Origin of the sequence: Pseudoalteromonas citrea (assembly GCF_000238375.3) — a bacterium.
GTDB lineage: Bacteria > Pseudomonadota > Gammaproteobacteria > Enterobacterales > Alteromonadaceae > Pseudoalteromonas > Pseudoalteromonas citrea.
This window is the reverse complement of record NZ_AHBZ03000014.1, coordinates 86,136-108,398: the sequence shown is the minus strand read 5'-3', so window position 1 is coordinate 108,398 and position 22,263 is coordinate 86,136. Positions and strand designations below refer to the sequence as shown.

Annotated in this window: 22 protein-coding genes; 9 read left to right on the top strand and 13 right to left on the bottom strand. The window is 43.3% G+C overall.

What is annotated here, in order from left to right:
• Positions 1-29: 29 nt before the first annotated feature.
• From PCIT_RS03765 to PCIT_RS03730, 8 genes are all read right to left on the bottom strand, one after another.
• On the bottom strand, positions 30-692 hold the full coding sequence (locus PCIT_RS03765; RefSeq protein ID WP_010363165.1) for a 3-oxoacid CoA-transferase subunit B: 663 nt from the start codon (positions 690-692) through the stop codon (positions 30-32).
• A 12-nt stretch (positions 693-704) separates the two neighbouring features.
• Entirely contained in the window at positions 705-1,403 is a 699-nt protein-coding gene (locus tag PCIT_RS03760; RefSeq protein WP_010363168.1) for a CoA transferase subunit A, read from the bottom strand.
• Between the two features lie 76 nt (positions 1,404-1,479).
• Positions 1,480-2,385, bottom strand: a complete 906-nt coding sequence (locus PCIT_RS03755; protein ID WP_010363169.1) for a hydroxymethylglutaryl-CoA lyase — start codon at positions 2,383-2,385, stop codon at positions 1,480-1,482.
• A 4-nt stretch (positions 2,386-2,389) separates the two neighbouring features.
• Positions 2,390-4,342: an acetyl/propionyl/methylcrotonyl-CoA carboxylase subunit alpha gene (locus PCIT_RS03750; RefSeq protein WP_010363174.1), complete on the bottom strand. Its 1,953-nt coding sequence runs from the start codon at positions 4,340-4,342 to the stop codon at positions 2,390-2,392.
• Positions 4,343-4,352: 10 nt separating this feature from the next.
• Positions 4,353-5,135 (bottom strand): enoyl-CoA hydratase-related protein, encoded by a 783-nt coding sequence (locus PCIT_RS03745; protein ID WP_010363176.1) that lies wholly within the window; start codon positions 5,133-5,135, stop codon positions 4,353-4,355.
• Between the two features lie 12 nt (positions 5,136-5,147).
• Positions 5,148-6,755: a carboxyl transferase domain-containing protein gene (locus tag PCIT_RS03740; protein WP_010363177.1), complete on the bottom strand. Its 1,608-nt coding sequence runs from the start codon at positions 6,753-6,755 to the stop codon at positions 5,148-5,150.
• A gap of 10 nt (positions 6,756-6,765) precedes the next feature.
• The gene (locus tag PCIT_RS03735; protein ID WP_040697705.1) at positions 6,766-7,941 is read right to left on the bottom strand and encodes an isovaleryl-CoA dehydrogenase; all 1,176 of its coding nucleotides are present in this window, start codon (positions 7,939-7,941) and stop codon (positions 6,766-6,768) included.
• A 19-nt stretch (positions 7,942-7,960) separates the two neighbouring features.
• The gene (locus PCIT_RS03730; RefSeq protein WP_010363179.1) at positions 7,961-8,356 is read right to left on the bottom strand and encodes a MerR family transcriptional regulator; all 396 of its coding nucleotides are present in this window, start codon (positions 8,354-8,356) and stop codon (positions 7,961-7,963) included.
• 303 nt (positions 8,357-8,659) lie between these two features.
• On the opposite strand from PCIT_RS03730, the gene PCIT_RS03725 reads away from it, so the two are divergent.
• From PCIT_RS03725 to PCIT_RS03685, 9 genes are all read left to right on the top strand, one after another.
• Positions 8,660-9,838 carry a thiolase family protein gene (locus tag PCIT_RS03725; protein WP_010363180.1) on the top strand — a complete coding sequence of 393 codons (1,179 nt, stop codon included), beginning with the start codon at positions 8,660-8,662 and terminating at the stop codon, positions 9,836-9,838.
• Positions 9,839-9,941: 103 nt separating this feature from the next.
• Positions 9,942-11,432, top strand: coding sequence for a CoA-acylating methylmalonate-semialdehyde dehydrogenase (locus tag PCIT_RS03720; RefSeq protein WP_010363181.1), 1,491 nt, complete (start codon positions 9,942-9,944; stop codon positions 11,430-11,432).
• Positions 11,433-11,578: 146 nt separating this feature from the next.
• Entirely contained in the window at positions 11,579-12,736 is a 1,158-nt protein-coding gene (locus PCIT_RS03715) for an acyl-CoA dehydrogenase family protein (protein ID WP_010363182.1), read from the top strand.
• Between the two features lie 8 nt (positions 12,737-12,744).
• Positions 12,745-13,521, top strand: a complete 777-nt coding sequence (locus PCIT_RS03710; protein ID WP_010363183.1) for an enoyl-CoA hydratase — start codon at positions 12,745-12,747, stop codon at positions 13,519-13,521.
• Positions 13,521-14,660, top strand: coding sequence for an enoyl-CoA hydratase/isomerase family protein (locus PCIT_RS03705; protein ID WP_010363186.1), 1,140 nt, complete (start codon positions 13,521-13,523; stop codon positions 14,658-14,660). The genes PCIT_RS03710 and PCIT_RS03705 overlap by 1 nt, the downstream gene beginning before the upstream one ends.
• A 10-nt stretch (positions 14,661-14,670) precedes the next feature.
• Positions 14,671-15,558: a 3-hydroxyisobutyrate dehydrogenase gene (gene mmsB, locus PCIT_RS03700; RefSeq protein ID WP_010363188.1), complete on the top strand. Its 888-nt coding sequence runs from the start codon at positions 14,671-14,673 to the stop codon at positions 15,556-15,558.
• A gap of 8 nt (positions 15,559-15,566) precedes the next feature.
• A complete protein-coding gene (locus PCIT_RS03695) occupies positions 15,567-16,328 on the top strand; it encodes an SDR family oxidoreductase (protein ID WP_010363189.1) in 762 nt (253 codons plus the stop codon).
• Positions 16,329-16,431: 103 nt separating this feature from the next.
• Positions 16,432-16,893, top strand: a complete 462-nt coding sequence (locus PCIT_RS03690) for a GNAT family N-acetyltransferase (protein WP_010363190.1) — start codon at positions 16,432-16,434, stop codon at positions 16,891-16,893.
• Between the two features lie 145 nt (positions 16,894-17,038).
• Complete coding sequence (locus PCIT_RS03685; protein ID WP_010363191.1) at positions 17,039-17,950, top strand: hypothetical protein; 912 nt, start codon at positions 17,039-17,041, stop codon at positions 17,948-17,950.
• 60 nt (positions 17,951-18,010) lie between these two features.
• Here the strand turns inward: PCIT_RS03685 and PCIT_RS03680 are convergent, their stop codons facing one another.
• Genes PCIT_RS03680 through rimK form a run of 5 tightly spaced genes read right to left on the bottom strand, consistent with a single transcriptional unit; the run spans position 18,011 to position 22,240 of the window.
• On the bottom strand, positions 18,011-18,934 hold the full coding sequence (locus tag PCIT_RS03680) for a zinc transporter ZntB (RefSeq protein WP_010363192.1): 924 nt from the start codon (positions 18,932-18,934) through the stop codon (positions 18,011-18,013).
• A 25-nt stretch (positions 18,935-18,959) separates the two neighbouring features.
• Positions 18,960-19,823: a mechanosensitive ion channel family protein gene (locus PCIT_RS03675; protein ID WP_010363193.1), complete on the bottom strand. Its 864-nt coding sequence runs from the start codon at positions 19,821-19,823 to the stop codon at positions 18,960-18,962.
• Between the two features lie 23 nt (positions 19,824-19,846).
• Positions 19,847-20,278 (bottom strand): ATP-dependent zinc protease family protein, encoded by a 432-nt coding sequence (locus tag PCIT_RS03670; RefSeq protein WP_010363194.1) that lies wholly within the window; start codon positions 20,276-20,278, stop codon positions 19,847-19,849.
• A complete protein-coding gene (locus PCIT_RS03665; RefSeq protein WP_010363196.1) occupies positions 20,275-21,309 on the bottom strand; it encodes a succinylglutamate desuccinylase/aspartoacylase family protein in 1,035 nt (344 codons plus the stop codon). Before PCIT_RS03665 ends, PCIT_RS03670 begins: the two co-directional genes overlap by 4 nt.
• 25 nt (positions 21,310-21,334) lie before the next feature.
• A complete protein-coding gene (gene rimK / locus PCIT_RS03660; RefSeq protein WP_010363198.1) occupies positions 21,335-22,240 on the bottom strand; it encodes a 30S ribosomal protein S6--L-glutamate ligase in 906 nt (301 codons plus the stop codon).
• Positions 22,241-22,263 lie beyond the last annotated feature (23 nt).

Sequence of the window (22,263 nt, the reverse complement as noted above, 5' to 3'; positions counted from 1 at the left end):
GGTACATTAAATAAGCTCTGGTAAGTCGATTACTCGGCAAACTGCATTTCAGGAATATCACCTTCAACAATGAGTTTGCCTGCTGTTTTGCTTATAATTTCATCAACACTAACACCAGGGGCACGTTCTAACAAATAAAACGCGCCATCTTTTACTTCAAGTACGGCTAAGTCAGTTACTATCTTTTTAACACAGTTCACGCCAGTCAGTGGCAGTGAGCAGGTCTCTAGTAACTTAGAGTCGCCGTGCTTGCTAGCATGGGTCATGGTCACAATGATATTTTGTGCACCAGCGACGAGATCCATCGCACCACCCATACCTTTAATTAATTTTTTCGGGATCATCCAAGACGCGATATTGCCTTGTTGATCAACTTCAAATGCACCTAGAACCGTTAAGTCTACATGACCACCACGGATCATGGCAAAACTTTCTGCACTATTAAAAATAGCCGCACCTGTGGCTGCTGTCACGGTTTCTTTACCCGCGTTGATCATATCTGCGTCAACTTGGTCTTCAGTAGGGTACGGACCCATGCCTAAAAGACCGTTTTCTGATTGCAGCATGACCTCAATACCTTTAGGTACGAAATTGGCTACAAGCGTAGGAATACCAATACCCAGATTAACGTAATAACCATCTTTTAGTTCTTGTGCAACACGCATTGCAACTTGTTCACGTGATAAAGCCATTATTAATTCTCCTTACTTACTCGTCGTGACACGTTCAATGCGCTTTTCAAAGTTACCTTTGATAACGCGGTTGACATAAATACCAGGGGTATGAATTTGACTAGGCTCTAATTCACCTGGTTCTACGATTTCTTCTACTTCAACAACGGTGATTTTTCCTGCTGTCGCAGCCATTGGATTAAAGTTCATTGCTGTGTGACGAAATACAAGGTTACCGTAGCGGTCTGCTTTCCACGCTTTAATAATCGCAAACTCACCAGTGATTGATTCTTCAAGAATATAGGGGCGACCATTAAACTCTTTAACTTCTTTACCTTCCGCGACAGGAGTGCCATAGCCAGTGGCGGTATAAAAACCTGGGATCCCAGCTCCACCTGCACGCATTTTTTCTGCTAATGTGCCCTGTGGGGTAAGTTCAACGTCAATAATGCCATCCAGTAACTGTTGCTCAAATAACGCATTCTCACCGACATATGATGCAACAATTTTCTTAATTTGACGGTCATGCAATAAAACGCCTAAACCGAAATCATCAACACCACAGTTGTTAGATACGACGGTAAGGTCTTGGGTCTTTTTACGCTTAATCTCGTTAATTAAGCCCTCAGGAATACCACATAGTCCAAAACCACCTGCAATGATGGTATCGCCATCTTTGATGCCTTCCATCGCTTCGGCGTAGCTGTTTACTACTTTATCGAAACCGGCCATTAGCCCACTCCTAAATTGTTGTTATATCTTCAGTGTGACCTCTATCGCTCAGATTAGCGTCAACACTGTGTTGTTATTACGAAGAACATTTAGCTTGCAATGCTAAAGAAACCTTACTAACAGGAGGTTTATTTAGCGCACGACAAATTGTCCATCCAGCTTTTGCTAGCCTTTCTAAATCAATTTGGGTGTCAATGCCAAGCCCTTGAAGCAAGTAAATTACATCCTCAGTGGCAACATTTCCTGACGCACCTTGTGCATAGGGGCAGCCACCGAGTCCAGCAACAGCACTGTCAATGGTCGAGACCCCAAGCTCCAATGCACTATGAATGTTCGCTAATGCTTGGCCATAGGTATCATGGAAATGCACGGCCAGCTTGTCCGCAGGGATATGTTGCAGTAATAGACTGATAAGTGCTTTGACCTTGTTTGGGGTACCCACGCCAACGGTATCACCCAAGCTAATTTCGTAGCAGCCAAGAGCCAACAATTGTTTACATACGCGCAAAACAGCTTCTGGCTCAATATCCCCCTCATAGGGGCAGCCCAATACACAGCTCACGTAACCACGAACTTTGACATCATGCTGCTTTGCCAATTCAAGTACGCTTTTAAAGCGATCAATACTATCGTTGATTGAACAATTGATATTCTTGTTGGTGAAACTTTCACTGGCAGCGGTAAATATTGCAAATTCTTTGATGTCCGCTGTTAATGCAGCCTCGGCACCTTTGAGGTTAGGTGTGAGTGCACTGAGTGAAACATCTTGAGCAACCGAGACGCCATTTATCACCGCGAGTGAATCTGCCATTTGCGGCACCCATTTAGGGGAAACAAATGCGCCTGCTTCAATGTGCTTCAAACCTGCATCACTTAACGCATTGATCAGCGCTATTTTGTCGGTAGTTGACACTGATGCTTCATTTTGGAGGCCATCTCGGGCACCTACCTCGACAATTTTAACCTTGCTAGGGTAAGCCATCTGGTTATTTCTCCTCAGGTTCAACAATAGCGAGCATGGCACCATGGCTAACGAGTTCACCTTCTGCAAAGCAGTAGCTCCCAAGCGTACCAGCAAATGGTGCATTCAATGTGTACTCCATTTTCATGGCTTCAATGACAACAATAGGGTCGCCTTTTTGTACTTGGCTTCCTAATTTTTGTAAATGTTTCACAACAGTACCATTAAGCGGCGCTGCGAGCGGGGCAGCTTCGTGTTCGTGCTCACTGATGAAGTGTTTAGACTTAAGTTCAAAGCGATGCGCTATTGCGCCGAACATAACAGTGACAGCGTCTTCATTGACTAACACGCTGGCGTTATATTGTTTGCCATCAATTTCAGCCCTGAGATGGGTGTTCTGTAGTTCGGCTGATACGTTATAGGTTTCACGCAATATGCGCACTGTGTATCGTTCATCATTAAGCTCGACCTTCACATCATATTCTGCAAATGGCACTGAAAGCGTATTTTTTTGGTTGAGCCTAAAGGCATTCCCAGCATGCCATGGCGTTGTTACATTAGCCTGTTGCCTATGCTGTGTGTATGCAGCGGTTGCTAAAGCCAATAATTCGGTTAAAGGTAAAGTTTGCTGGGTTAAAACGTCCGTTTGGCTGTCGATAAAATGGGTGTCGGGTGCACCAGCCGTCAAAGTAGGGTGGCTAGATAAGTGGTGTAAAAACGCGATGTTACTTTTGACACCAGCTAAGTGAACTTCTTCTAAAGCATGGTGTAATTTAAGTAATGCAATTGAACGTTCTGGTGCGTGGACAATGAGTTTGGCTATCATCGGGTCGTAAAAAGAGCTGATTTCGCTGCCTGCTACCACGCCTGTGTCGATTCGCACGCCATCACGCTCTACTGGGAACGATAAATAGCTCAGAGTGCCAGAATAAGGCATGAAGTTTTCAGTCGGATCTTCTGCGTAAATACGTGCTTCAAAGCTATGGCCTGACAAACTTACTTGATTTTGCGTCAATGGCAATACTTGATTATTCGCGACACGAATTTGCCACTCAACTAAGTCGAGCCCGGTTACCATTTCTGTGACAGGGTGCTCTACTTGTAAGCGGGTGTTCATTTCCATAAAGAAAAATTCTTCACCACATAATAAAAATTCCACTGTTCCAGCGCCACGATAATTAATTGCCTGGGCACATCGTACAGCAGCTTCTCCCATCGCTTGTCGTAATGCGTCACTGAGACCCGGAGCAGGGGCTTCTTCAATGACTTTTTGGTGACGACGCTGTAAAGAACAGTCTCTATCACCTAAATACACGCAATTACCATGATTATCGGCAAATACTTGGACTTCAACATGACGTGGTGTATCAACGTAACGCTCAAGCAGAACCAAGTCATTACCAAATCCAGCTAGCGCTTCTCGCTGGGCACCTTCAAGGGCGATGGTAAATTCATGGGCTTCACGTACAACACGCATACCTTTACCGCCGCCGCCGTACGCTGCTTTAATTAAAACAGGGTAGCCAATTTTATCAGCTTCACTGGCTAAGAAAGTGGTTTCTTGTTTTTGGCCATAATAACCTGGCACCAATGGCACATTGGCTTGTGCCATAATTTCTTTGGCGCGGGTTTTTGACCCCATGGCCTCAATTGAACTGGCTAATGGGCCAATAAAAGCAATACCGGCTTGTTCACAGGCATTGGCAAAATGATCATTTTCCGATAAAAAGCCATAGCCTGGGTGAACACAATCGGCATTCGCTTGTTTGGCGACGCTAAGGATTTTATCAGCGACTAGGTATGAATCCTTACTGGGTGCAGGGCCTATATGGTAAGCTTCGTCAGCACTGCGGACATGCAATGCATTTGCATCGGCATCTGAATATACCGCCACTGTTTTTAAACCAAGACGTTTCGCTGTTTTTATAATACGGCATGCGATTTCGCCACGGTTTGCGATCAGAATTTTTTTAAGCATGATAGGTCCCTTATTGTTTGGCGGCGTGTTGCCAAGCTGGTGCGCGCTTTTCAAAAAAAGCACTGAGGCCTTCTTGTCCTTCAGCACTGACTCGTATTTGTGCAATGCGTTTAGCTGTATGCGCGATTAGCGTGTCGTTGACTGGGTTATGGGCAACCTCATTAATGAGTGTTTTGGCAGACTTTACAGCCTGTGGACCATTATTGAGCAAGCATGCTAAAAAGTGTGCTTCACTTTGCGCCAAATCATCACTAATTTCGTGTATTAGCCCCATATCAAGTGCTATATCTGCGGTAAATATTTCGGCGGTAAGAAAGTAGCGCCTAGCTTGACGTTCGCCAATCGCTTTTATCACATAGGGGCTTATCACTGCAGGGATCAACCCAAGCTTCACTTCACTTAAACAAAACTTAGCTTTGTCGGTTGCAACGGCAATATCACAGCAGGCGATCAGGCCCAGTGCACCACCAAAAGCTGCGCCTTGCACCAAGCAAAGTGTCGGGTGAGGGCAGTTAGCTAAAACATACATCAACTTTGCAAGTTGTTCAGAGTCTGCAACATTTTCATCAAAGTTATTTCCGGCCATGGATTTCATCCAGCCCAGATCAGCTCCTGCGGAAAAGTGCTTACCTTCGGTTTTCAATACTAACGCACGAATATCTAACGAATTTGCATGCTCAATACATTTGATCAATTCGCCGATAACGACATCATCAAATGCATTGTGTTTTTCTGGGCGACTTAATTCTAAAATCGCCACCTGTGTTTTTGTTATGGTTAAAGTGACTGACATTCTCTGCTCCCATTACATTCTGAAAATACCGAATTTAGACTCTACACGCGGCGCATTTGCTGCCGCATCAAGTGCTAAACCAAGTACGGTACGAGTATCTGCCGGGTCGATGATGCCGTCATCCCATAATCGTGCACTGGCGTAATAGGGGTGACCTTGCTTTTCGTATTGCTCGACGATGGGCTTTTTAAACTCAGCCACTTCGTCTTCGCTCATGCTTTGCCCTTTTCGTGCTAAGCCATCTTGGCGTACTTGTGTTAATACACCCGCCGCTTGCTCTCCGCCCATGACTGAAATTCGTGCATTTGGCCACATCCACATCATAGTTGGCTCGTACGCTCTGCCACACATACCGTAGTTACCCGCGCCATACGAACCACCTATTAATACAGTGAATTTAGGTACATCTGCACAGGATACGGCGGTTACCATTTTAGCGCCGTGTTTGGCTATGCCCTCAGCTTCGTATTTCTGGCCAACCATAAAGCCCGTGATGTTTTGTAAAAAGAGCAGCGGGATATCGCGTTGTGCACACAATTGAATAAAGTGGGCGCCTTTTTGGGCTGACTCAGAAAACAAAATACCGTTATTTGCGACTATCCCAACCGGATGGCCGTATATTTGTGCAAAGCCAGTTACAAGGGTTTCACCAAAATAGCGTTTGAACTCGTCAAATTGAGAATCATCAACAATTCGAGCAATGACTTCACGTACGTCAAATGGCTTTTTAAGATCAGTGCCAACAATGCCGTACACTTCACGAATATCGTAACGTGGCGGTTTGACGTCTTGTAAAATAGGCTTTGTAGGACGTTGGTGATTAGTCCGTTGAATACATTGTCGGGCAATTGATAGCGCATGTTCATCATTTTCAGCGTAATGATCTGCCACACCTGATGTTTTACAGTGCACATCCGCACCGCCTAAATCCTCTGCGCTGACCTCTTCGCCTGTTGCAGCTTTGACCAATGGAGGACCCGCTAAAAATATGGTGCCTTGTTCTTTAACGATAATACTCTCATCAGCCATTGCAGGCACATATGCGCCACCGGCAGTACACAGCCCCATAACGACTGCAATTTGTGGGATCCCTTTTGCTGACATACGTGCTTGGTTATAAAAAATTCGACCAAAATGCAATTTGTCAGGGAATACCTCGTCTTGCTCTGGTAAGTTTGCGCCACCAGAATCAACCAGATAAATGCAGGGCAGGTGACAGCGTTCAGCAATTTCTTGTGCTCGTAAATGTTTTTTCACTGTGATTGGAAAATAGGTCCCACCTTTAACTGTAGCGTCATTGGCGACAATCATACACTCGACACCTTTGACTCGGCCTATACCCGCTACCACGCCGGCGCAGGGAATGTCTTGCTCGTACACGGCAAACGCCGCGAACTGAGAGATCTCTAAAAAGGGCGAGCCTTCATCAAGCAGGGTATCAATTCGGTCACGAACAAAGAGTTTTCCGCGTCCTTGGTGACGAGCGATCAGTGCTTCACCACCGCCTTGAGAAAGAATAGACACTTTGTCGTTTAAATCGCTCACCAGCGACGCCATTGCATCGCTGTTGGCTTTAAACTGACTGTCGTGTGGGTTAACTGAAGAGTTAAGTACAGTCATAGCTTTATCCTTAACGGCTTTCAGTAAATAATTCACGACCAATTAGCATGCGTCGTATTTCTGAAGTTCCCGCGCCAATCTCATAGAGCTTGGCATCACGCAGTAATCGACCTGTCGCATATTCGTTGATATAGCCGTTGCCACCAAGAATTTGGATGGCATCGAGTGCCATTTTAGTGGCTAGCTCTGCGGCATATAAAATCGCACCCGCTGCATCTTTACGAGTCGTTTCACCACGGTCACATGAGCGAGCCACAGTGTATACATAGGAACGTGCTGCATTCATTTGCGTATACATATCAGCTACCTTGCCCTGAATAAGCTGAAACTCACCGATGGATTTATTAAATTGTTGGCGTTCATGAATGTAAGGGGTGACGATGTCCATACATGCTTGCATAATGCCTAACGGCCCTGCTGCAAGTACAACACGTTCATAATCTAGGCCGCTCATAAGTACTTTTACGCCCTCATTTAATCCCCCTAAAATATTTTCTTCAGGGACTTCGCAATTTTCAAACACTAATTCGCAGGTATTTGAGCCACGCATCCCGAGTTTGTCGAGCTTTTGTGCTGTAGAGAATCCAGGAAAGTCTTTTTCGACTAAAAATGCTGTGATGCCCTTAGAACCTGCATCTAAGTCTGTTTTTGCATAGATAACTAATACATCTGCATCTGGACCGTTGGTGATCCACATCTTATTACCATTAAGGATGTATTTATCACCTTGCTTTTGCGCTTTCAATTTCATAGAGACAACATCAGAGCCAGCATTTGGTTCACTCATCGCCAGTGCGCCGATATGTTCGCCACTGATAAGTTTAGGAAGGTACTTTTGCTTTTGTGCGTCATTACCATTACGGTTTATTTGATTCACGCATAGGTTAGAGTGCGCCCCATAACTCAATCCAATAGAAGCACTTGCTCGGCTGATCTCTTCCATCGCAATAACATGCTCCAGGTATCCCATGCCTGCACCGCCGAATTCTTCTGGCACTGTGATCCCAAGTAATCCCATTTCGCCAAATTGCGGCCACAATTGATTTGGAAAGCTATTATCTAGGTCAGTTTTTTCAGCGAGAGGGGCAATCTCTGCTGCGGCAAAGCCATTGACATGGTCGCGGATCATGTCTGCAGTTTCGCCTAATCCAAAATTCATTTCTTTGTATAAAGATACGGTGCTCATATTAATAATCCTGTGAGAGTTATTCTTCTAAATTTCCTAAGGTATCGCGGCAGCGACGTTCTGCGGTCACTAATTCCATCAATACAACTTTAATATCATCCATTTGTTGACTTAAATCGGCTTTTTTCTCTTCAATTAAATTCAACATGGTAACTAACTGTTTTGCGCTAGACTTGTCTGCGTCGTATAGCTCGAATAAACGGCCTGTTTCGGCAAGCGTAAACCCTAATCGTTTGCCACGCAGGATGAGCTTTAGGCGAACTTTGTCACGTTTGGAGTAAATACGTGTTTGGCCATGACGTTCAGGAGAAAGTAATCCCTGATCTTCATAAAAGCGAATACTTCGCGTGGTAATGTCAAATTCCTTAGCTAAATCACTAATAGAAAAAGTAGGTTCATTGTTGTTATCTTGCATGGTGTTTACACATTTACATCTATACTGTTAAAACCAATATAAGTGAAGTTTACGTAAAGGTAAAGCTGAACATTCAAATCATACTTTGGTAGTGGTTGTAAATAGATAAGCTCAGAGAAAAAAATGAAGCTGTGGCAAGGAAATTACGTGTTTGGCAAGGATAGTGTGCAACATAACTTTACAGTTTAAGCGAACGCATGTCGCAAGTTTTTAGATTTACGTTGGCGTAAACGTAAATATTATGTATGCTCGAAATATAAAATTTATTGTTCAAGCGAGAGCGCTTGTTAATAGGAGCAAAAAATGAGTAATGATGCTGTTGTCATCGTAGCTGCAAAACGTACCCCAATGGGTGGCTTTATGGGCGCTTTATCTGGCGCAAGTGCTACTGAATTAGGCGCAACTGCGATAAAAAGTGTGATGTCTGAAACAGGACTATCAGATGCCTCAATAGACGAAGTGATCATGGGATGTGTACTACCTGCTGGGCTAGGGCAAGCGCCTGCTCGTCAGGCAATGTTACATGGCGGCCTCGCGCGTTCAACAGGCGCAACAACAATTAATAAAGTATGTGGTTCAGGCTTAAAAGCGGCCATGCTTGCTCACGACCTAATCAAAGCGGGCAGTATTTCATCTGCTATTGCGGGCGGCATGGAAAGCATGACCAATTCACCGTATTTCATTCCAAAAGCACGTGGCGGAATGCGCATGGGGCACGGCGAAATTAAAGATCATATGATGTCCGATGGTTTAGAAGATGCGTATGACAATAAAGCCATGGGTTGCTTTGCACAAGATACAGCAGATCAGTATGGCATTACGCGTGAGCATATGGATGAGTTTGCATTAGGGTCACTCAGTAAAGCGAATGCTGCAATTGAGAATGGCAGTTTTGATGCAGAAGTTGCAGCACATACGCTTCGTACTCGCAAAGGTGATGTTGAAGTGAACATTGATGAACAGCCTGGCAATGCGCGTCCAGATAAAATTCCTGGGTTACGTCCTGCGTTCAAAAAAGATGGCACGATCACCGCAGCCAATTCATCTTCAATCTCTGACGGTGCAGCAGCTTTAATTTTAATGAGTGAATCAGAAGCTCAGCGTCAAGGTTTAACCCCTCTGTGTAAAATCGCAGCACATGCAACGCATTCACAAGCGCCAGAAGAATTCACATTGGCACCTGTTGGCGCAATGAATACGCTACTCGAACGCACTGGCTGGAATAAAGCCGATGTTGACTTATGGGAAATTAACGAAGCGTTTGCCATGGTTACTATGCTAGCCATTAATGAAATGGGGCTAGATACCAATAAAGTTAATGTCAATGGTGGTGCATGCGCGTTAGGTCACCCTATTGGCGCAAGTGGTGCACGTATTTTAGTAACACTTATCCATGCATTGCGTAATCGCGGCTTATCAAAAGGCATCGCTTCATTATGTATTGGTGGTGGTGAAGCGGTTGCACTTGCAGTTGAAGTGTAATGCTTATTTGACACTGTTTTAAAAATTCGGGCATCGAATAACTGGTATAACAAATATTACTAACCAGCGGTGCCTTATTATTTACTTTGGGGAGGAGTGCGTCATGCACCAAGTACCTTTATACATCAACGGCGAATTTTCACAATCATCTTCAGACACTTGGATTGACGTAGTTAACCCTGCAAATCAAGAAGTCTTGGCTAAAGTACCTTGTGCGACTGAAGCAGAAGTGCAAGCTGCTATTACTTCAGCACAAGAAACGTTTAAAACGTGGAAGGAAGTCCCAATCTCAGAGCGCGCGCGCATCATGATGCGTTATGCAGCCTTACTGAAAGAACATCACGACGAAATCGCGACCATTATTTGTCATGAGCTTGGTAAAACATTTGAAGATGCCAAAGGCGATGTTTGGCGTGGCATTGAAGTGGTAGAGCAAGCAGCGAACGCACCGTCTATGATGATGGGTGAGACCGTAGGCAATGTTGCTCGCAATATCGACACTTATTCTTATATGCAGCCTCTGGGTGTGTGTGCAGGGATCACACCGTTTAACTTCCCAGCGATGATCCCGTTATGGATGTTTCCGCTGGCGATTGTGTGTGGTAACACGTTTATACTAAAACCTTCAGAGCAAGATCCACTTACGCCAATGCGTTTGGTTGAATTGTTTGAAGAAGCAGGCGCACCAAAAGGTGTGCTGCAAGTTATACATGGTACTAAACCACAAGTAGACCAAATTTTAGAAGCGCCAGAAGTACGAGCAATTTCATTTGTGGGGTCATGTGGTGTTGGTCAATATATTTATTCAAAAGGCACACAAAACTTAAAGCGTGTTCAAGCATGTGTTGGCGCTAAAAACCATATGGTAATTATGCCTGACTCTAAGAAAGAGCAGCTAATTAACAATTTGGTTGGTTCATCTGTGGGCGCGGCAGGTCAGCGCTGTATGGGGATCTCGGTCGCAGTATTTGTCGGTAATTCTAAAGAGTGGGTTGCTGATTTAAAAGAAGCCTTTACCAAAGTTCGCCCAGGTGTATGGAATGATTCAGAGGCAGCTTATGGCCCGCAAACGACCGGTGCAGCTAAAGCGCGTATTTTGTCTTTAATAGACAGTGCTAAGCAGCAAGGGGCAACCTGTTTATTGGATGGCTCAGACTTTACCGTTGAAGGCTATGAAAATGGTAATTGGGTTGGTCCAACGTTATTTACTGATGTCACACCGGATATGGACTTATACAAAGAAGAAATATTCGGTCCAGTATTAGCGTGTATGTTTGTTGATACGTTAGAAGAGGCCATTGAACTTATTAATAACAGCCCTTACGGTAATGGCACATCGCTATTTACTTCTAGTGGCGCCGCTGCTCGTAAGTTCCAACATCATATCGAAGTGGGTCAAGTGGGTATTAACGTACCAATTCCTGTGCCTTTGCCATTTTTCTCTTTCACAGGCTGGAAAGGATCATTTTATGGTGATCAACATACCTATGGTAAGCAAGGTGTACGCTTTTACACTGAAACGAAAACCATCACGTCTCGTTGGTTTGAAGATGATGCCGTATCAGGCCCAAACATGAGTATTAATCTTAAATAATATAGTAAGTAGTCAAAAAGTAGCCGCAAGAGCTACAGACACTAAGTAGTAGCCGAGCGTTATCCCCGTATAACGCTCGCGTATCAATAATTAAAACAATCAAGCCTGCCTGTGTGGGTTTGCATTAGACAACAAAAGAGGTCTTTATGGACTTTAATCTGAACGAAGATCAACAGGCGTTCGCCGATACAGCATACCAATTTGCAATGAGTGAACTTGCACCCAATGCAGCTTTGTGGGATCGCGAACATATTTTTCCAAAAGATGTGATAAAAAAAGCCGGTGAACTCGGTTTTTGTGGACTTTATACCCCTGAAGAAGCAGGTGGCTTAGGCCTGTCACGTTTGGACTCCAGTATTATTTTTGAACAGCTTGCCATGGGGTGTACGGCGACAACCGCAATGCTAACTATTCACAATATGGCGACTTGGATGATAGCCAGTTTTGGCAGCGCGGCTGTCAAAGAAAGCTATATTGATCAACTGGTCATGGGGGAGCTGCTCGCCTCATATTGTTTGACTGAACCGGGGGCGGGTTCTGATGCTGCATCTCTCAAAACTAAAGCGGTACTAGAAGGCGATGAGTACGTATTAAATGGCTCTAAAATGTTTATTTCAGGGGCAGGTGAAACCGACGTATTAGTGGTGATGGCTCGCACAGGAGAAGCGGGTCCTAAAGGTATTTCGGCGTTCTTCGTACCTGCAGATGCCGCGGGTGTGGAGTACGGTAAAGCGGAAGAAAAGATGGGTTGGAACGCACAACCGACCCGGTTAGTCAGTTTTGAAAACGTTCGGATCCCTGCAAGTTACCTTTTAGGGGAAGAAGGGCAAGGTTTCACATTTGCTATGCAAGGCTTAGATGGCGGGCGTATTAATATAGCAACCTGTTCTATTGGCACAGCGCAGCAAGCACTAAACACGGCAAAAGAGTATATGCAAGAGCGAGAGCAATTTGGTAAGCCTTTAGCGGCGTTTCAAGCATTGCAATTTAAAATTGCTGATATGAATACTGAGCTGGTTGCTGCTCGCCAAATGGTTCGCTTAGCAGCGTTTAAATTGGATACAAATGACGCTGAAAAAACCACTTATTGCGCCATGGCAAAGCGTTTTGCAACCGATGTTGGATTTAAAGTCTGTGATGATGCACTGCAGATCCATGGTGGTTATGGTTACATTAAAGAGTATCCGTTAGAACGTCATGTGCGTGATGTTCGCGTACACCAAATTCTTGAAGGTACAAACGAAATCATGCGTGTAATTATTGCACGTCGAATTTTAGCGCAAGGCGCAGCTAGCGTATTATAAGGATCCCCATGACAGCACAATTGAAACTTGAAAAACAAGGCAATACAGCCGTAATTACAATGAGCAATCCACCGGCTAACACGTGGACGCGTGATACGTTAGTGGGTTTGAAAGAGTTGGTTTTAGAGCTTAATGCTGACAAAAACATTTATGCTTTGGTCATTACTGGCGAAGGTGAAAAGTTCTTTTCAGCAGGTGCCGACTTAAATGTATTTGCCAGCGGCGATAAAGGTGTTGCTGCGGATATGTCTCGTGTTTTTGGTGAAGCATTTGAAACTTTGAGTGATTTCAGAGGCGTATCTATTGCTGCCATCAATGGGTTTGCTATGGGTGGTGGGTTAGAAGTCGCGCTGGCATGTGATATCCGAATTGCTGAAGCGCAAGCACAGATGGCATTGCCTGAGGCAAAGGTTGGCCTATTACCCTGTGCTGGTGGAACGCAAAATTTAGCGTGGTTAGTCGGTGAGGGCTGGGCTAAACGTATGATTTTGTGTGGTGAACGCCTTAAAGCAGAAAAAGCACGTGAGATAGGGCTATTAGAAGAAGTTGTTGATACAGGCACGTCGTTAGAGACGGCGATCGCATTGGCGACTAAGGTTGCTGACCAGAGCCCTGTTGCAGTCACTGCGTGTAAAGCACTGATTCAAAAAGGCCGCACAGGCACAATTAATAGCGCACTGCCTTTAGAGCGTGAGCTATTTGTTACTTTGTTTGACACTCAAGACCAAAAAGAAGGCGTCAATGCCTTTTTGGAAAAACGTAAAGCAAACTGGGTGAATGGTTAATGGCAAAGCTACAGTTATTAAATCAAGCAGATGCGCCGGTGGTGTTTGAGCTTGCTCACTGTGATAACGGTATGCAAGTGGCTTTTGCCACACTTAACGTACCTAAAGCATTAAACGCGCTGAATCTGGATATGATCCGATTACTCACACCGCAGTTAGAGGCATGGGCGCAAGACGAACAAGTGGCATTAGTCATTATTAAAGGTGAAGGTGAAAAAGCTTTTTGTGCCGGTGGGGATGTAGTGAGCCTCTATAATGCAATGGCAGCAAATGACGGTAATAATTATATAGAAACATTTTTTAGTGAAGAGTATCGCTTAGATTATCAAATTCACACTTATAAAAAGCCGATCTTGCTCTGGGGTAATGGCATCATTATGGGCGGTGGATTAGGGCTCATGGCAGGTGCCAGTCATCGAGTCGTAACAGAAACCGCACGTATTGCTATGCCAGAAATAACCATTGGGCTATATCCAGATGTGGGGGGGAGTTACTTTTTGAATAAGATGCCACAAGGTGTGGGGTTATTTTTAGGGTTAACAGGTGCCTCGATGAATGCCGCTGATGCACAGTTTGTTGGATTGGCAGATCATTTTGTTGATGCTGAAAAGTATGGCGAGTTAGTAGCTGGCTTACTTGGTGTGGAATGGGGCAAAACGATGAGTTCAAACCATAATATGCTCAGCGATATGCTCACCGAACTGAATAGTGCCTCTATGCAACCGCCAAAAAGTGACATTCAGGCTAACATCAACCACATCGCAGGCGTGAATAATTGTCATGATCTCCAAGCTCAGGTTGACTATATTCTATCCATTCCAAGTGATGGAAATAAATGGTTAAGCAGGGCGCAAAAATCATTGCGACAGGGTTCCCCATTGAGTGCAGTATTGGTAAAAGAGCAACTCAAACTTGGAAAAAATAGATCTTTGAAAGAGTGCTTTTTGTTCGAGCTAGGTATGTCAGTGCAAGCGGGTGAAGCTGGAGAATTTCAAGAAGGTGTCCGGGCACTATTAATAGATAAAGATGGTGCGCCAAATTGGCAATTCAAATCGGTGAGTGATGTGTCTGATGAGATGATATCAGCCTTTACTGCACCGCGTTGGAATGATGATGCACACCCATTAGCAAAGATGTAAGGAATAGAATATGGCAAATATAGGATTTATAGGCTTAGGAAATATGGGTGGCCCGATGGCCTGCAATTTGGTAAAAGCAGGGCACTCAGTGACGGTATTTGACTTGAGTGCTGATGCAATGGCGCATTTAGCAGCGCAAGGTGCACAGACCGCGAGCGATGTAACAAAGGTATGTGAAGGAGCTGATTATGTGATCAGCATGCTGCCGGCGGGTAAACATGTGCGTGCGATTTATTGTGGTGAAAATGGTTTGATTAACCATCTCGATCCATCCACATTGGTGATTGATTGCTCTACTATTGATGCGGAGTCTGCGCAGTTTGTGGGTAAAGCCTTGGGTGATGCGGGTGTGAAATTCGTAGATGCCCCTGTATCTGGCGGGGTTGCGGGTGCTGCTGCTGGTACATTGACGTTTATTGTTGGCGGTAGTCAAAGTGATTTTGATAGCGCAAATAGCGTGCTACCTGATATGGGCAAAAATATTTTTCATGCGGGCGATATTGGCGCAGGCCAAGTGGCTAAGATCTGTAACAATATGCTGCTAAGTATATTAATGGCCGGAACCAGTGAAGCGCTGCAAATGGGCATTGACCATGGCTTAGATCCAAAAGTACTTAGCGAAATCATGCTCAATAGCTCTGGCCGTAACTGGACATTAGAATTGTATAACCCATGTCCAGATGTATTAGAAAACGCCCCAAGCTCAAATGATTACAAGCCGGGCTTTATGGTTGACTTAATGGCTAAAGACTTAGGCCTAGCACAGCAAGCAGCACAACAAACGAATTCGGCAACGCCGATGGGTGCACTTGCGAAAAACTTGTACAACTTGATGCAAAATCAAGGCAAAGGCTCAGAAGACTTTAGCGCGATTTTTAAACTTTTTAGTGAAAAATAAGATTCATTATGGATATTAAAGATAAAACAGTGGTGATCACTGGCGGTGCGCAGGGCTTAGGTTTTGCAATGGCGACACAAATGGCTGAATTAGGTGCAAACCTTGCGTTGATTGATATGCAAGAAGATGTGTTAGCAACTGCGGCTTCTGAGTTAACACAATATGGTACAACAGTTAAAACCTACGTGGCCAACGTGAGTATCGAAGCAGATGTCGAAGGCGTATTTAACGACATAGTTAGTGATTTTGGTAACATTGCAGTGTTGATCAATAACGCGGGTATTTTACGCGATGGCTTATTACTTAAAGCCAAAGAAGGTAAAATAATCGACAAAATGTCATTGGCGCAATTTCAATCGGTGATTGATGTAAACCTGACAGGCGTTTTCTTGTGTGGCCGTGAAGCTGCTGTGAAAATGGTAGAGGGTGAGCAAGGCGGCGTGATCATTAATATGTCGAGTGTGGCACGTGCAGGTAATATGGGCCAAACCAATTACTCAGCCGCAAAAACTGGTGTAGTTGCATTAACAACAACTTGGGCAAAAGAGTTAGGTCGTTTTGGTATTAGAGTTGGCGCGATTGCACCAGGTGTGATCCGTACGCAAATGACGGATGCTATGAAGCCTGAAGCCAAAGAGCGATTGCTAAAAATGAAGCCTGTGGGACGGCTTGGCGAGGCACAAGAAATTGCGCATACTGCGAGGTACATCATTGAAAACGACTTTTTTACCGGTCGAGTGGTAGAAATCGATGGTGGTATTCGTTTGTAAGCCTAGTACAGTGTACTGACGTACAGCGTTGATAAAAAAGCATGGCTTGCGCTGTGCTTTTTTGTTTTGAAATGAAAAACAAGTAAAGGTAATTTCAGGGATCATGATCAGACTTTTAGATAACACCAAGCATACGGTTGCGACGCAAATATATGATGTTTTTCAGGCATCGTATAAAATTGAAGCAGCATTGATTGGTATTGCGTATTTTCCTCCGCTTGCTCGCATGATAGACGATATTAACGCAGCGAAAACTCTATTTTACGGTTATTTTGAAGAACAAGAATTGGCTGCGGTAGTTGAGATTTCGATGCAAGACACGGTACTTAGTATTGACAGCTTAACGGTATCACCGGCTTTTTTTCGAAAGGGTATTGCGCGCAAGCTATTGTGTTTTGTTATGGATGAATATCCTTTTTCATGCGCGCTTGTAGAGACAGCTGCGGTGAACGCTCCGGCCATTGCGCTTTATCAAAAACAGGGGTTTGTAGTGTTTAAAAAATGGACGCCTGATCATGGTGTTGAAAAAGTCGCTATGTCGATATCGAATACGGAACATTCATAAACCAGACTGCATTAGGCACGTTCTGCACTTTGCAATGATAATTTTAGTTGTTTCATATTTTATTCTCATTTAGCTTGTAAGTTAAATTTTTGTGACTAGCTGTGCATCCTACTGCTCACGGTAATAGAATTATGGAAAATTGATAATGCCAAATATTTCAATGAGAAACTTCATGAGACTGGTTGAGGGGGCTCACGGAAGCTTCCGTCAATCTACATCATCCTTGAACAATATTATTATACTGTTAGGCGGTAATGCGCAAAACAGTGTCGATGTACGAAATATTAACAACCGAACCGCATTGAATATTGAATCAGAGGTTCATCAATTACCAGTTGATAAGTTACACAGATATAGGACTGCGTTAGTTTATCTAGGAAATACGCTCAATATAGACAGTTATGCGCGACCGACTAACTATCAAATGGGGTTTGTTGGCTTCGAATTGCAGTGGTATCAGTTTCGTCATCAGACCCATGGTATGATCCGTATTGACAATGCCAGATACATGTTTAAACATCAATTCACCTTTGAAAGCACCAATGGAGATAACAGTACCTTTTCTCATTGTTTGACGCGTGAACATGTTTGGTACCCGACTGCTAGAGCATATGATCCGCCTTTTAATCAGTTATTGGGCCGTGTACCGCAGAGCTTTGTTCAACCCCCGAATGGATCGCAAGGTACCGTAATAGGCGATGACCACTCTACATTTAACCCTGATTACATTGTACGACGTCCGTTGACAATGGGAAGAACCATCGAGATCAGGCAAAGATATCAATATTTACAACCAGGCCGACAGTGGACGGATATACCTGGGGCATCTTATATATTAAAAAAAGGCGTTCGTTGGGGAGCTGGCGGAGATCCTTGTTTTTTCTTTTCCAAAGAAAATTATGCACCAGAAAATTCTCAAGCGTTTCACTTTGAGGTGGAAATTGCACTGGGCAATGCACCCTTGGGAACGTTTAATCGATTACCATCACGTGGCGCATTTTCACATGATTCAATTAACAGGCAAAGAGAAATAAGAGTGATAGCGGATGGAAGTTAGTGCAGTATTCCAGCAAGTTCTACTCACTATTAAAGTATATTAGTTGTAATTTTAGTTCGGTTAAAACCACTTTTTGTATCGCATAAGTAAAAAAATGACTACTGCGATACATGACATTATGATCATTAATATTTTAAAGGCATGCAAATTATCAATGCCAGGTAGACCACCCACATTCATGCCAAACACACCAGTTAAAAATGACAAAGGTAGAAATATTGCTGTCACGAGCGATAACACATACATACGTTCACTCTGACGCTCGGCTATTGTGTGCCTATATTCGTCTTGAATTAACACTGTTCTTTCACGTATTACTTCAAGCGAATCTAGGTATCTGAGTATGTTATTTGCTTGCTCTTTAATTTTAAAACTATGGGTCTTACTGATAAATTCACTAGATCGACTAAATACTTCCAAAGCATCTCTTTGCGGAGCAATAAAGCGCTTCATTTTGGCCGCTTCTTTACGAATATCAATGGCATTTTGGCGATGAACATCATCCATTGATAAACTGGCTTGCTCTTCAATTAAATCTAATCCAATGTCTAGCGTTTCTATTTGATCGCTTATTTTATCTGAAATCTTTTCTAACAACATATGGAACCAATCAGCAGGGTGTTTAAACACGACGCCATAATTGACTGCATCATTGATCTCACTGATTGACCGTAAGCTACGCGCTTGCTTGTCTATTGAAATAACCATATCTTTGGTCATCCAAATTCGTAACGAAACCATATCATCAGGTTGCGCTAGTTGATTAAAATTGATGGCACGGAGGCAGATAAAAACACCGCCTTCAATGCTTAAGCATTTTGGACGCGTTTCTTGCGCAACTAGACTATCTTGAATTGCTTTGGGTATGCTCAATGTCTGCAACACGTCAGCCGGGGTATCGTTATCTATGAGTAAATGGACCCATTTAAAATGAGAGCCTTGTACACCGAGTAAATGCTCAAACTGAGTCGTATTGTCTTTCATCTTCCAACTCCATAATATATTACCATTATTGACGCTTTAGCTTTATAACGCCATCAATATGTACATCGCGCTGAGGAAATGCGATAACAATACCATGCTCATTAAAAGCGTTATCTAATTCAAAGCGTATGTTGCTGGCAACAAGGCGAAGCCCACCTTCTACTTGTGAGTTAACCCAAAAATAGACCTCAAACACGAGTGCATTATCTGCAAAATTTTGAAAGAATACCGTAGGTTCTTTCCCTGTGGTTAATAATATATCTGGCTGAGCTCGGGCGGCATCTAAGATAATATTTTTTACTTTCTGACAGTCACTGCCATAGGCAACACCGACAGACACCGTACCGCGAACGAGTTTGTCTTTGAGAGTCCAATTAGTTACTGTATTTTCTAGTAATTTACTATTTGGAATAAGCATATGAACACCATCGACTCGCCTTACACGCGTGGAGCGGGTGTTAATTTCCTCAACGATGCCTTTCACACCCTCTACTTCGAGAAAATCACCTATGCGTATTGGTTTTTCGCCCATTAAGATCCAACCACTAATAAAATTATTAATGATATTTTGTGCTCCGAAGCCAAAGCCGATAGCAATTGCACCAGATAAGAACGCAAAAGCGGTAACTGGAATATTAAGCATCGATAAAGTGGTGATAAATATAACGGCTAACACCACTATATATAAAACTCGCTGTATTAAGTGCACAATGTTTGGGTCTTTATTCGTATGTTTTAGCTTGTTTCCTAGTTTAGAAATCGCTATATGGGCCACCCAACAGCTGATGATTAACCACAGTGGTATTGTGAGTACTTCGATTAATGTTATAGCCCGCTCATTAAATGTAAATAAAGGATAGCTTAACCAGTGACTGACTTTTTCTAGCATATTAATGACCTTGTTTGAAAACATTATTTGTTCGACATTAAAAAGGTATTGGCCGCATCTATGTAAAAATGATTGGCCAATGCTTGACGACCTAATAGCATTAGGTAGGTCATATCAGAACGATCTGTTAGTGTTATTTCTATGTTCCATGAATGTGCTCCAAGAATTGCTAACGTTTGAATGACATAACGCTGCTCCCGGCCTCCGTTTGAAGATTTAACTTGCCGAATATCATGAAGTATAGCTTGGCATCTTACCTTCTTCTGTACGTTGTGGATCTCTGGGTGTATATCAAATAACACGGCAGGCTTATTATCAATATATGTTTTTTGGATATTATCTACATGTAATGATGATGTTTGTGCGCCAGTATCAACTCGAACAAGAAGCTGTTCAATGCCTAGTTCAGGTAAGTTAATACTCTCAACGTGACCAATAATGGGTCTTGTACTCATGAAATTTCCTCATTTATCGAAAGATCATTTATCAATTGCTCTTCTATTGTTTCGATATGATCTGCAATATGTTCGTCGTCTTCTGAAAAATACGCAATGTGATACATTGCTTCACCTTCTTGTACCAATGGAATATTTTGTTTTCCAATTATTACACCGCTTTTAGTGGCGATGACTTCACCCAAAGTTTCCCCGTAAGGCCCTCCGATGGTGGCTAGAATTTGTGCTTTTTTCACTTGATCGCCAAGTTGATAATGATGTGTGACAATGCCACTGCTTGAAGCGCGTACCCAGTTGCTATTATTGGCAATAAATGGTGTTTGCTTCACTCTCATTTTCTGTTTTTTAGAGATCATACCCAGGTGGCGCAATACGTTTAGGATACCTTTGATCCCGGCTCTTATGGAGAACTCATCAAAGCGCAATGCCTCACCACCTTCATAGAGTAATACCTTAGTTCCAGTGGCCACTGCTGCATCTCGGAGCGATCCTTCGATGATGTCTGAGTTTAATACTACGGGTACCCCAAATGCCTGAGCCAACTCCAGAGTATGCGGATCTGACAGCTGCGCTCTTATTTGTGGTAGGTTGGATCTATTTATTGCACCAGTATGTAAATCAATACCGTAGTCGCATTGGGCAACAATCTCTTTTAGAAAGATATTAGCCACACGTCCAGCAAGCGACCCTTTTGAAGACCCTGGAAAAGAGCGATTCAAATCTCGTCTATCTGGCATATAACGACTTTGGTTAACAACGCCATATACATTTACCATTGGAACAGCAATGATGGAGCCAATTGACACTTTAAACCCTTTTAAATTGATGAGGCGCCTTATGATCTCTATACCGTTTAGTTCATCTCCGTGTACCGCTGCACTAATAAATATAGTGGGTCCTATTTTTTTTCCTCTAATTATATATACGGGTAAGTTTACATCTGCATCTGTATAGAGTTTTGCTACAGGCAGGTTTACTTTACGCGTTTCTCCAAGTTGAATAATGTGTTCACCAATTTTTAGTTCGTTCATGTTAATCTCATGCTTGTTGGCTTAGTTAGCCTTTGCCTCTGGTTTTATTGGTATTGAATTTTGCATTTTTTTCGATAAATTCAATTAATTTACTGGCAACGTCATAACCTGTAGCAAGCTCAATACCTTCGAGGCCTGGGGAGGAGTTAACTTCCATCACCATGGGGCCATTATTTGAACGAAGTAAATCCACACCACAGAAATTCAATCCCATTACTTTTGCCGCGTTAACAGCCGTTTCCCGTTCTTCTTTGGTTAGCTTTACCAGTTGGGCGCTACCACCTCGATGCAAGTTTGACCTAAATTCGCCCTCAGCACCTTGGCGCTTCATAGCAGCAACAACTCGGCCTCCGACAACGAGGCATCGAATATCAGCACCGTCAGCTTCCTTGATAAATTCTTGGACTAGTATGTTTGCTTTTAAACCCATAAATGCCTCAATGATACTTTCTGCTGCTTTTGCGGTATCAGCTAATACCACACCAATACCTTGGGTCCCCTCAAGTAACTTAATCACTAAAGGTGCGCCACCTACATTTTTTATCAGATCTTTTATATCGTCAGGTTTACTTGCGAAACCTGTACGAGGCAGGCCAATACCTTTTCGAGAAAGAAGTTGTAAAGATCGTAACTTATCTCGAGAGCGGCTTATTGCAACAGACTCATTGACATTGAATGTGCCCATCATTTCAAATTGCCGTGCTACGGCAGTGCCATAAAATGTAATGGATGCACCGATCCGTGGAATAATCGCATCATATTGTGGTAGCTCATCACCGTGATAGCGCACGGTAGGTCGACTGCTGGTGATATCCATATAGCAATGCAATGTATCAATGACATCGACTTCGTGACCTCGCGATAAGGCAGCTTCTTTCAACCGACGTGTTGAATATAAATTTTCATTTCTAGATAAAATAGCAATTTTCATTTTTAACTCCTTGATTGTGTGAT

What these genes read in the sequence shown, in the direction of transcription:
- PCIT_RS03755 (WP_010363169.1), bottom strand. Translation starts at nt 2,385, where the DNA reads ATGGCTTACCCTAGCAAGGTTAAAATTGTCGAGGTAGGTGCCCGAGAT.
- PCIT_RS03730 (WP_010363179.1), bottom strand. Translation starts at nt 8,356, where the DNA reads ATGCAAGATAACAACAATGAACCTACTTTTTCTATTAGTGATTTAGCT.
- PCIT_RS03760 (WP_010363168.1), bottom strand. Translation starts at nt 1,403, where the DNA reads ATGGCCGGTTTCGATAAAGTAGTAAACAGCTACGCCGAAGCGATGGAA.
- mmsB (WP_010363188.1), top strand. Translation starts at nt 14,671, where the DNA reads ATGGCAAATATAGGATTTATAGGCTTAGGAAATATGGGTGGCCCGATG.
- PCIT_RS03765 (WP_010363165.1), bottom strand. Translation starts at nt 692, where the DNA reads ATGGCTTTATCACGTGAACAAGTTGCAATGCGTGTTGCACAAGAACTA.
- PCIT_RS03740 (WP_010363177.1), bottom strand. Translation starts at nt 6,755, where the DNA reads ATGACTGTACTTAACTCTTCAGTTAACCCACACGACAGTCAGTTTAAA.
- PCIT_RS03685 (WP_010363191.1), top strand. Translation starts at nt 17,039, where the DNA reads ATGCCAAATATTTCAATGAGAAACTTCATGAGACTGGTTGAGGGGGCT.
- PCIT_RS03665 (WP_010363196.1), bottom strand. Translation starts at nt 21,309, where the DNA reads ATGAACGAACTAAAAATTGGTGAACACATTATTCAACTTGGAGAAACG.
- PCIT_RS03695 (WP_010363189.1), top strand. Translation starts at nt 15,567, where the DNA reads ATGGATATTAAAGATAAAACAGTGGTGATCACTGGCGGTGCGCAGGGC.
- PCIT_RS03690 (WP_010363190.1), top strand. Translation starts at nt 16,432, where the DNA reads ATGATCAGACTTTTAGATAACACCAAGCATACGGTTGCGACGCAAATA.
- PCIT_RS03675 (WP_010363193.1), bottom strand. Translation starts at nt 19,823, where the DNA reads ATGCTAGAAAAAGTCAGTCACTGGTTAAGCTATCCTTTATTTACATTT.
- PCIT_RS03720 (WP_010363181.1), top strand. Translation starts at nt 9,942, where the DNA reads ATGCACCAAGTACCTTTATACATCAACGGCGAATTTTCACAATCATCT.
- PCIT_RS03725 (WP_010363180.1), top strand. Translation starts at nt 8,660, where the DNA reads ATGAGTAATGATGCTGTTGTCATCGTAGCTGCAAAACGTACCCCAATG.
- PCIT_RS03680 (WP_010363192.1), bottom strand. Translation starts at nt 18,934, where the DNA reads ATGAAAGACAATACGACTCAGTTTGAGCATTTACTCGGTGTACAAGGC.
- PCIT_RS03745 (WP_010363176.1), bottom strand. Translation starts at nt 5,135, where the DNA reads ATGTCAGTCACTTTAACCATAACAAAAACACAGGTGGCGATTTTAGAA.
- rimK (WP_010363198.1), bottom strand. Translation starts at nt 22,240, where the DNA reads ATGAAAATTGCTATTTTATCTAGAAATGAAAATTTATATTCAACACGT.
- PCIT_RS03750 (WP_010363174.1), bottom strand. Translation starts at nt 4,342, where the DNA reads ATGCTTAAAAAAATTCTGATCGCAAACCGTGGCGAAATCGCATGCCGT.
- PCIT_RS03705 (WP_010363186.1), top strand. Translation starts at nt 13,521, where the DNA reads ATGGCAAAGCTACAGTTATTAAATCAAGCAGATGCGCCGGTGGTGTTT.
- PCIT_RS03710 (WP_010363183.1), top strand. Translation starts at nt 12,745, where the DNA reads ATGACAGCACAATTGAAACTTGAAAAACAAGGCAATACAGCCGTAATT.
- PCIT_RS03715 (WP_010363182.1), top strand. Translation starts at nt 11,579, where the DNA reads ATGGACTTTAATCTGAACGAAGATCAACAGGCGTTCGCCGATACAGCA.
- PCIT_RS03735 (WP_040697705.1), bottom strand. Translation starts at nt 7,941, where the DNA reads ATGAGCACCGTATCTTTATACAAAGAAATGAATTTTGGATTAGGCGAA.
- PCIT_RS03670 (WP_010363194.1), bottom strand. Translation starts at nt 20,278, where the DNA reads ATGAGTACAAGACCCATTATTGGTCACGTTGAGAGTATTAACTTACCT.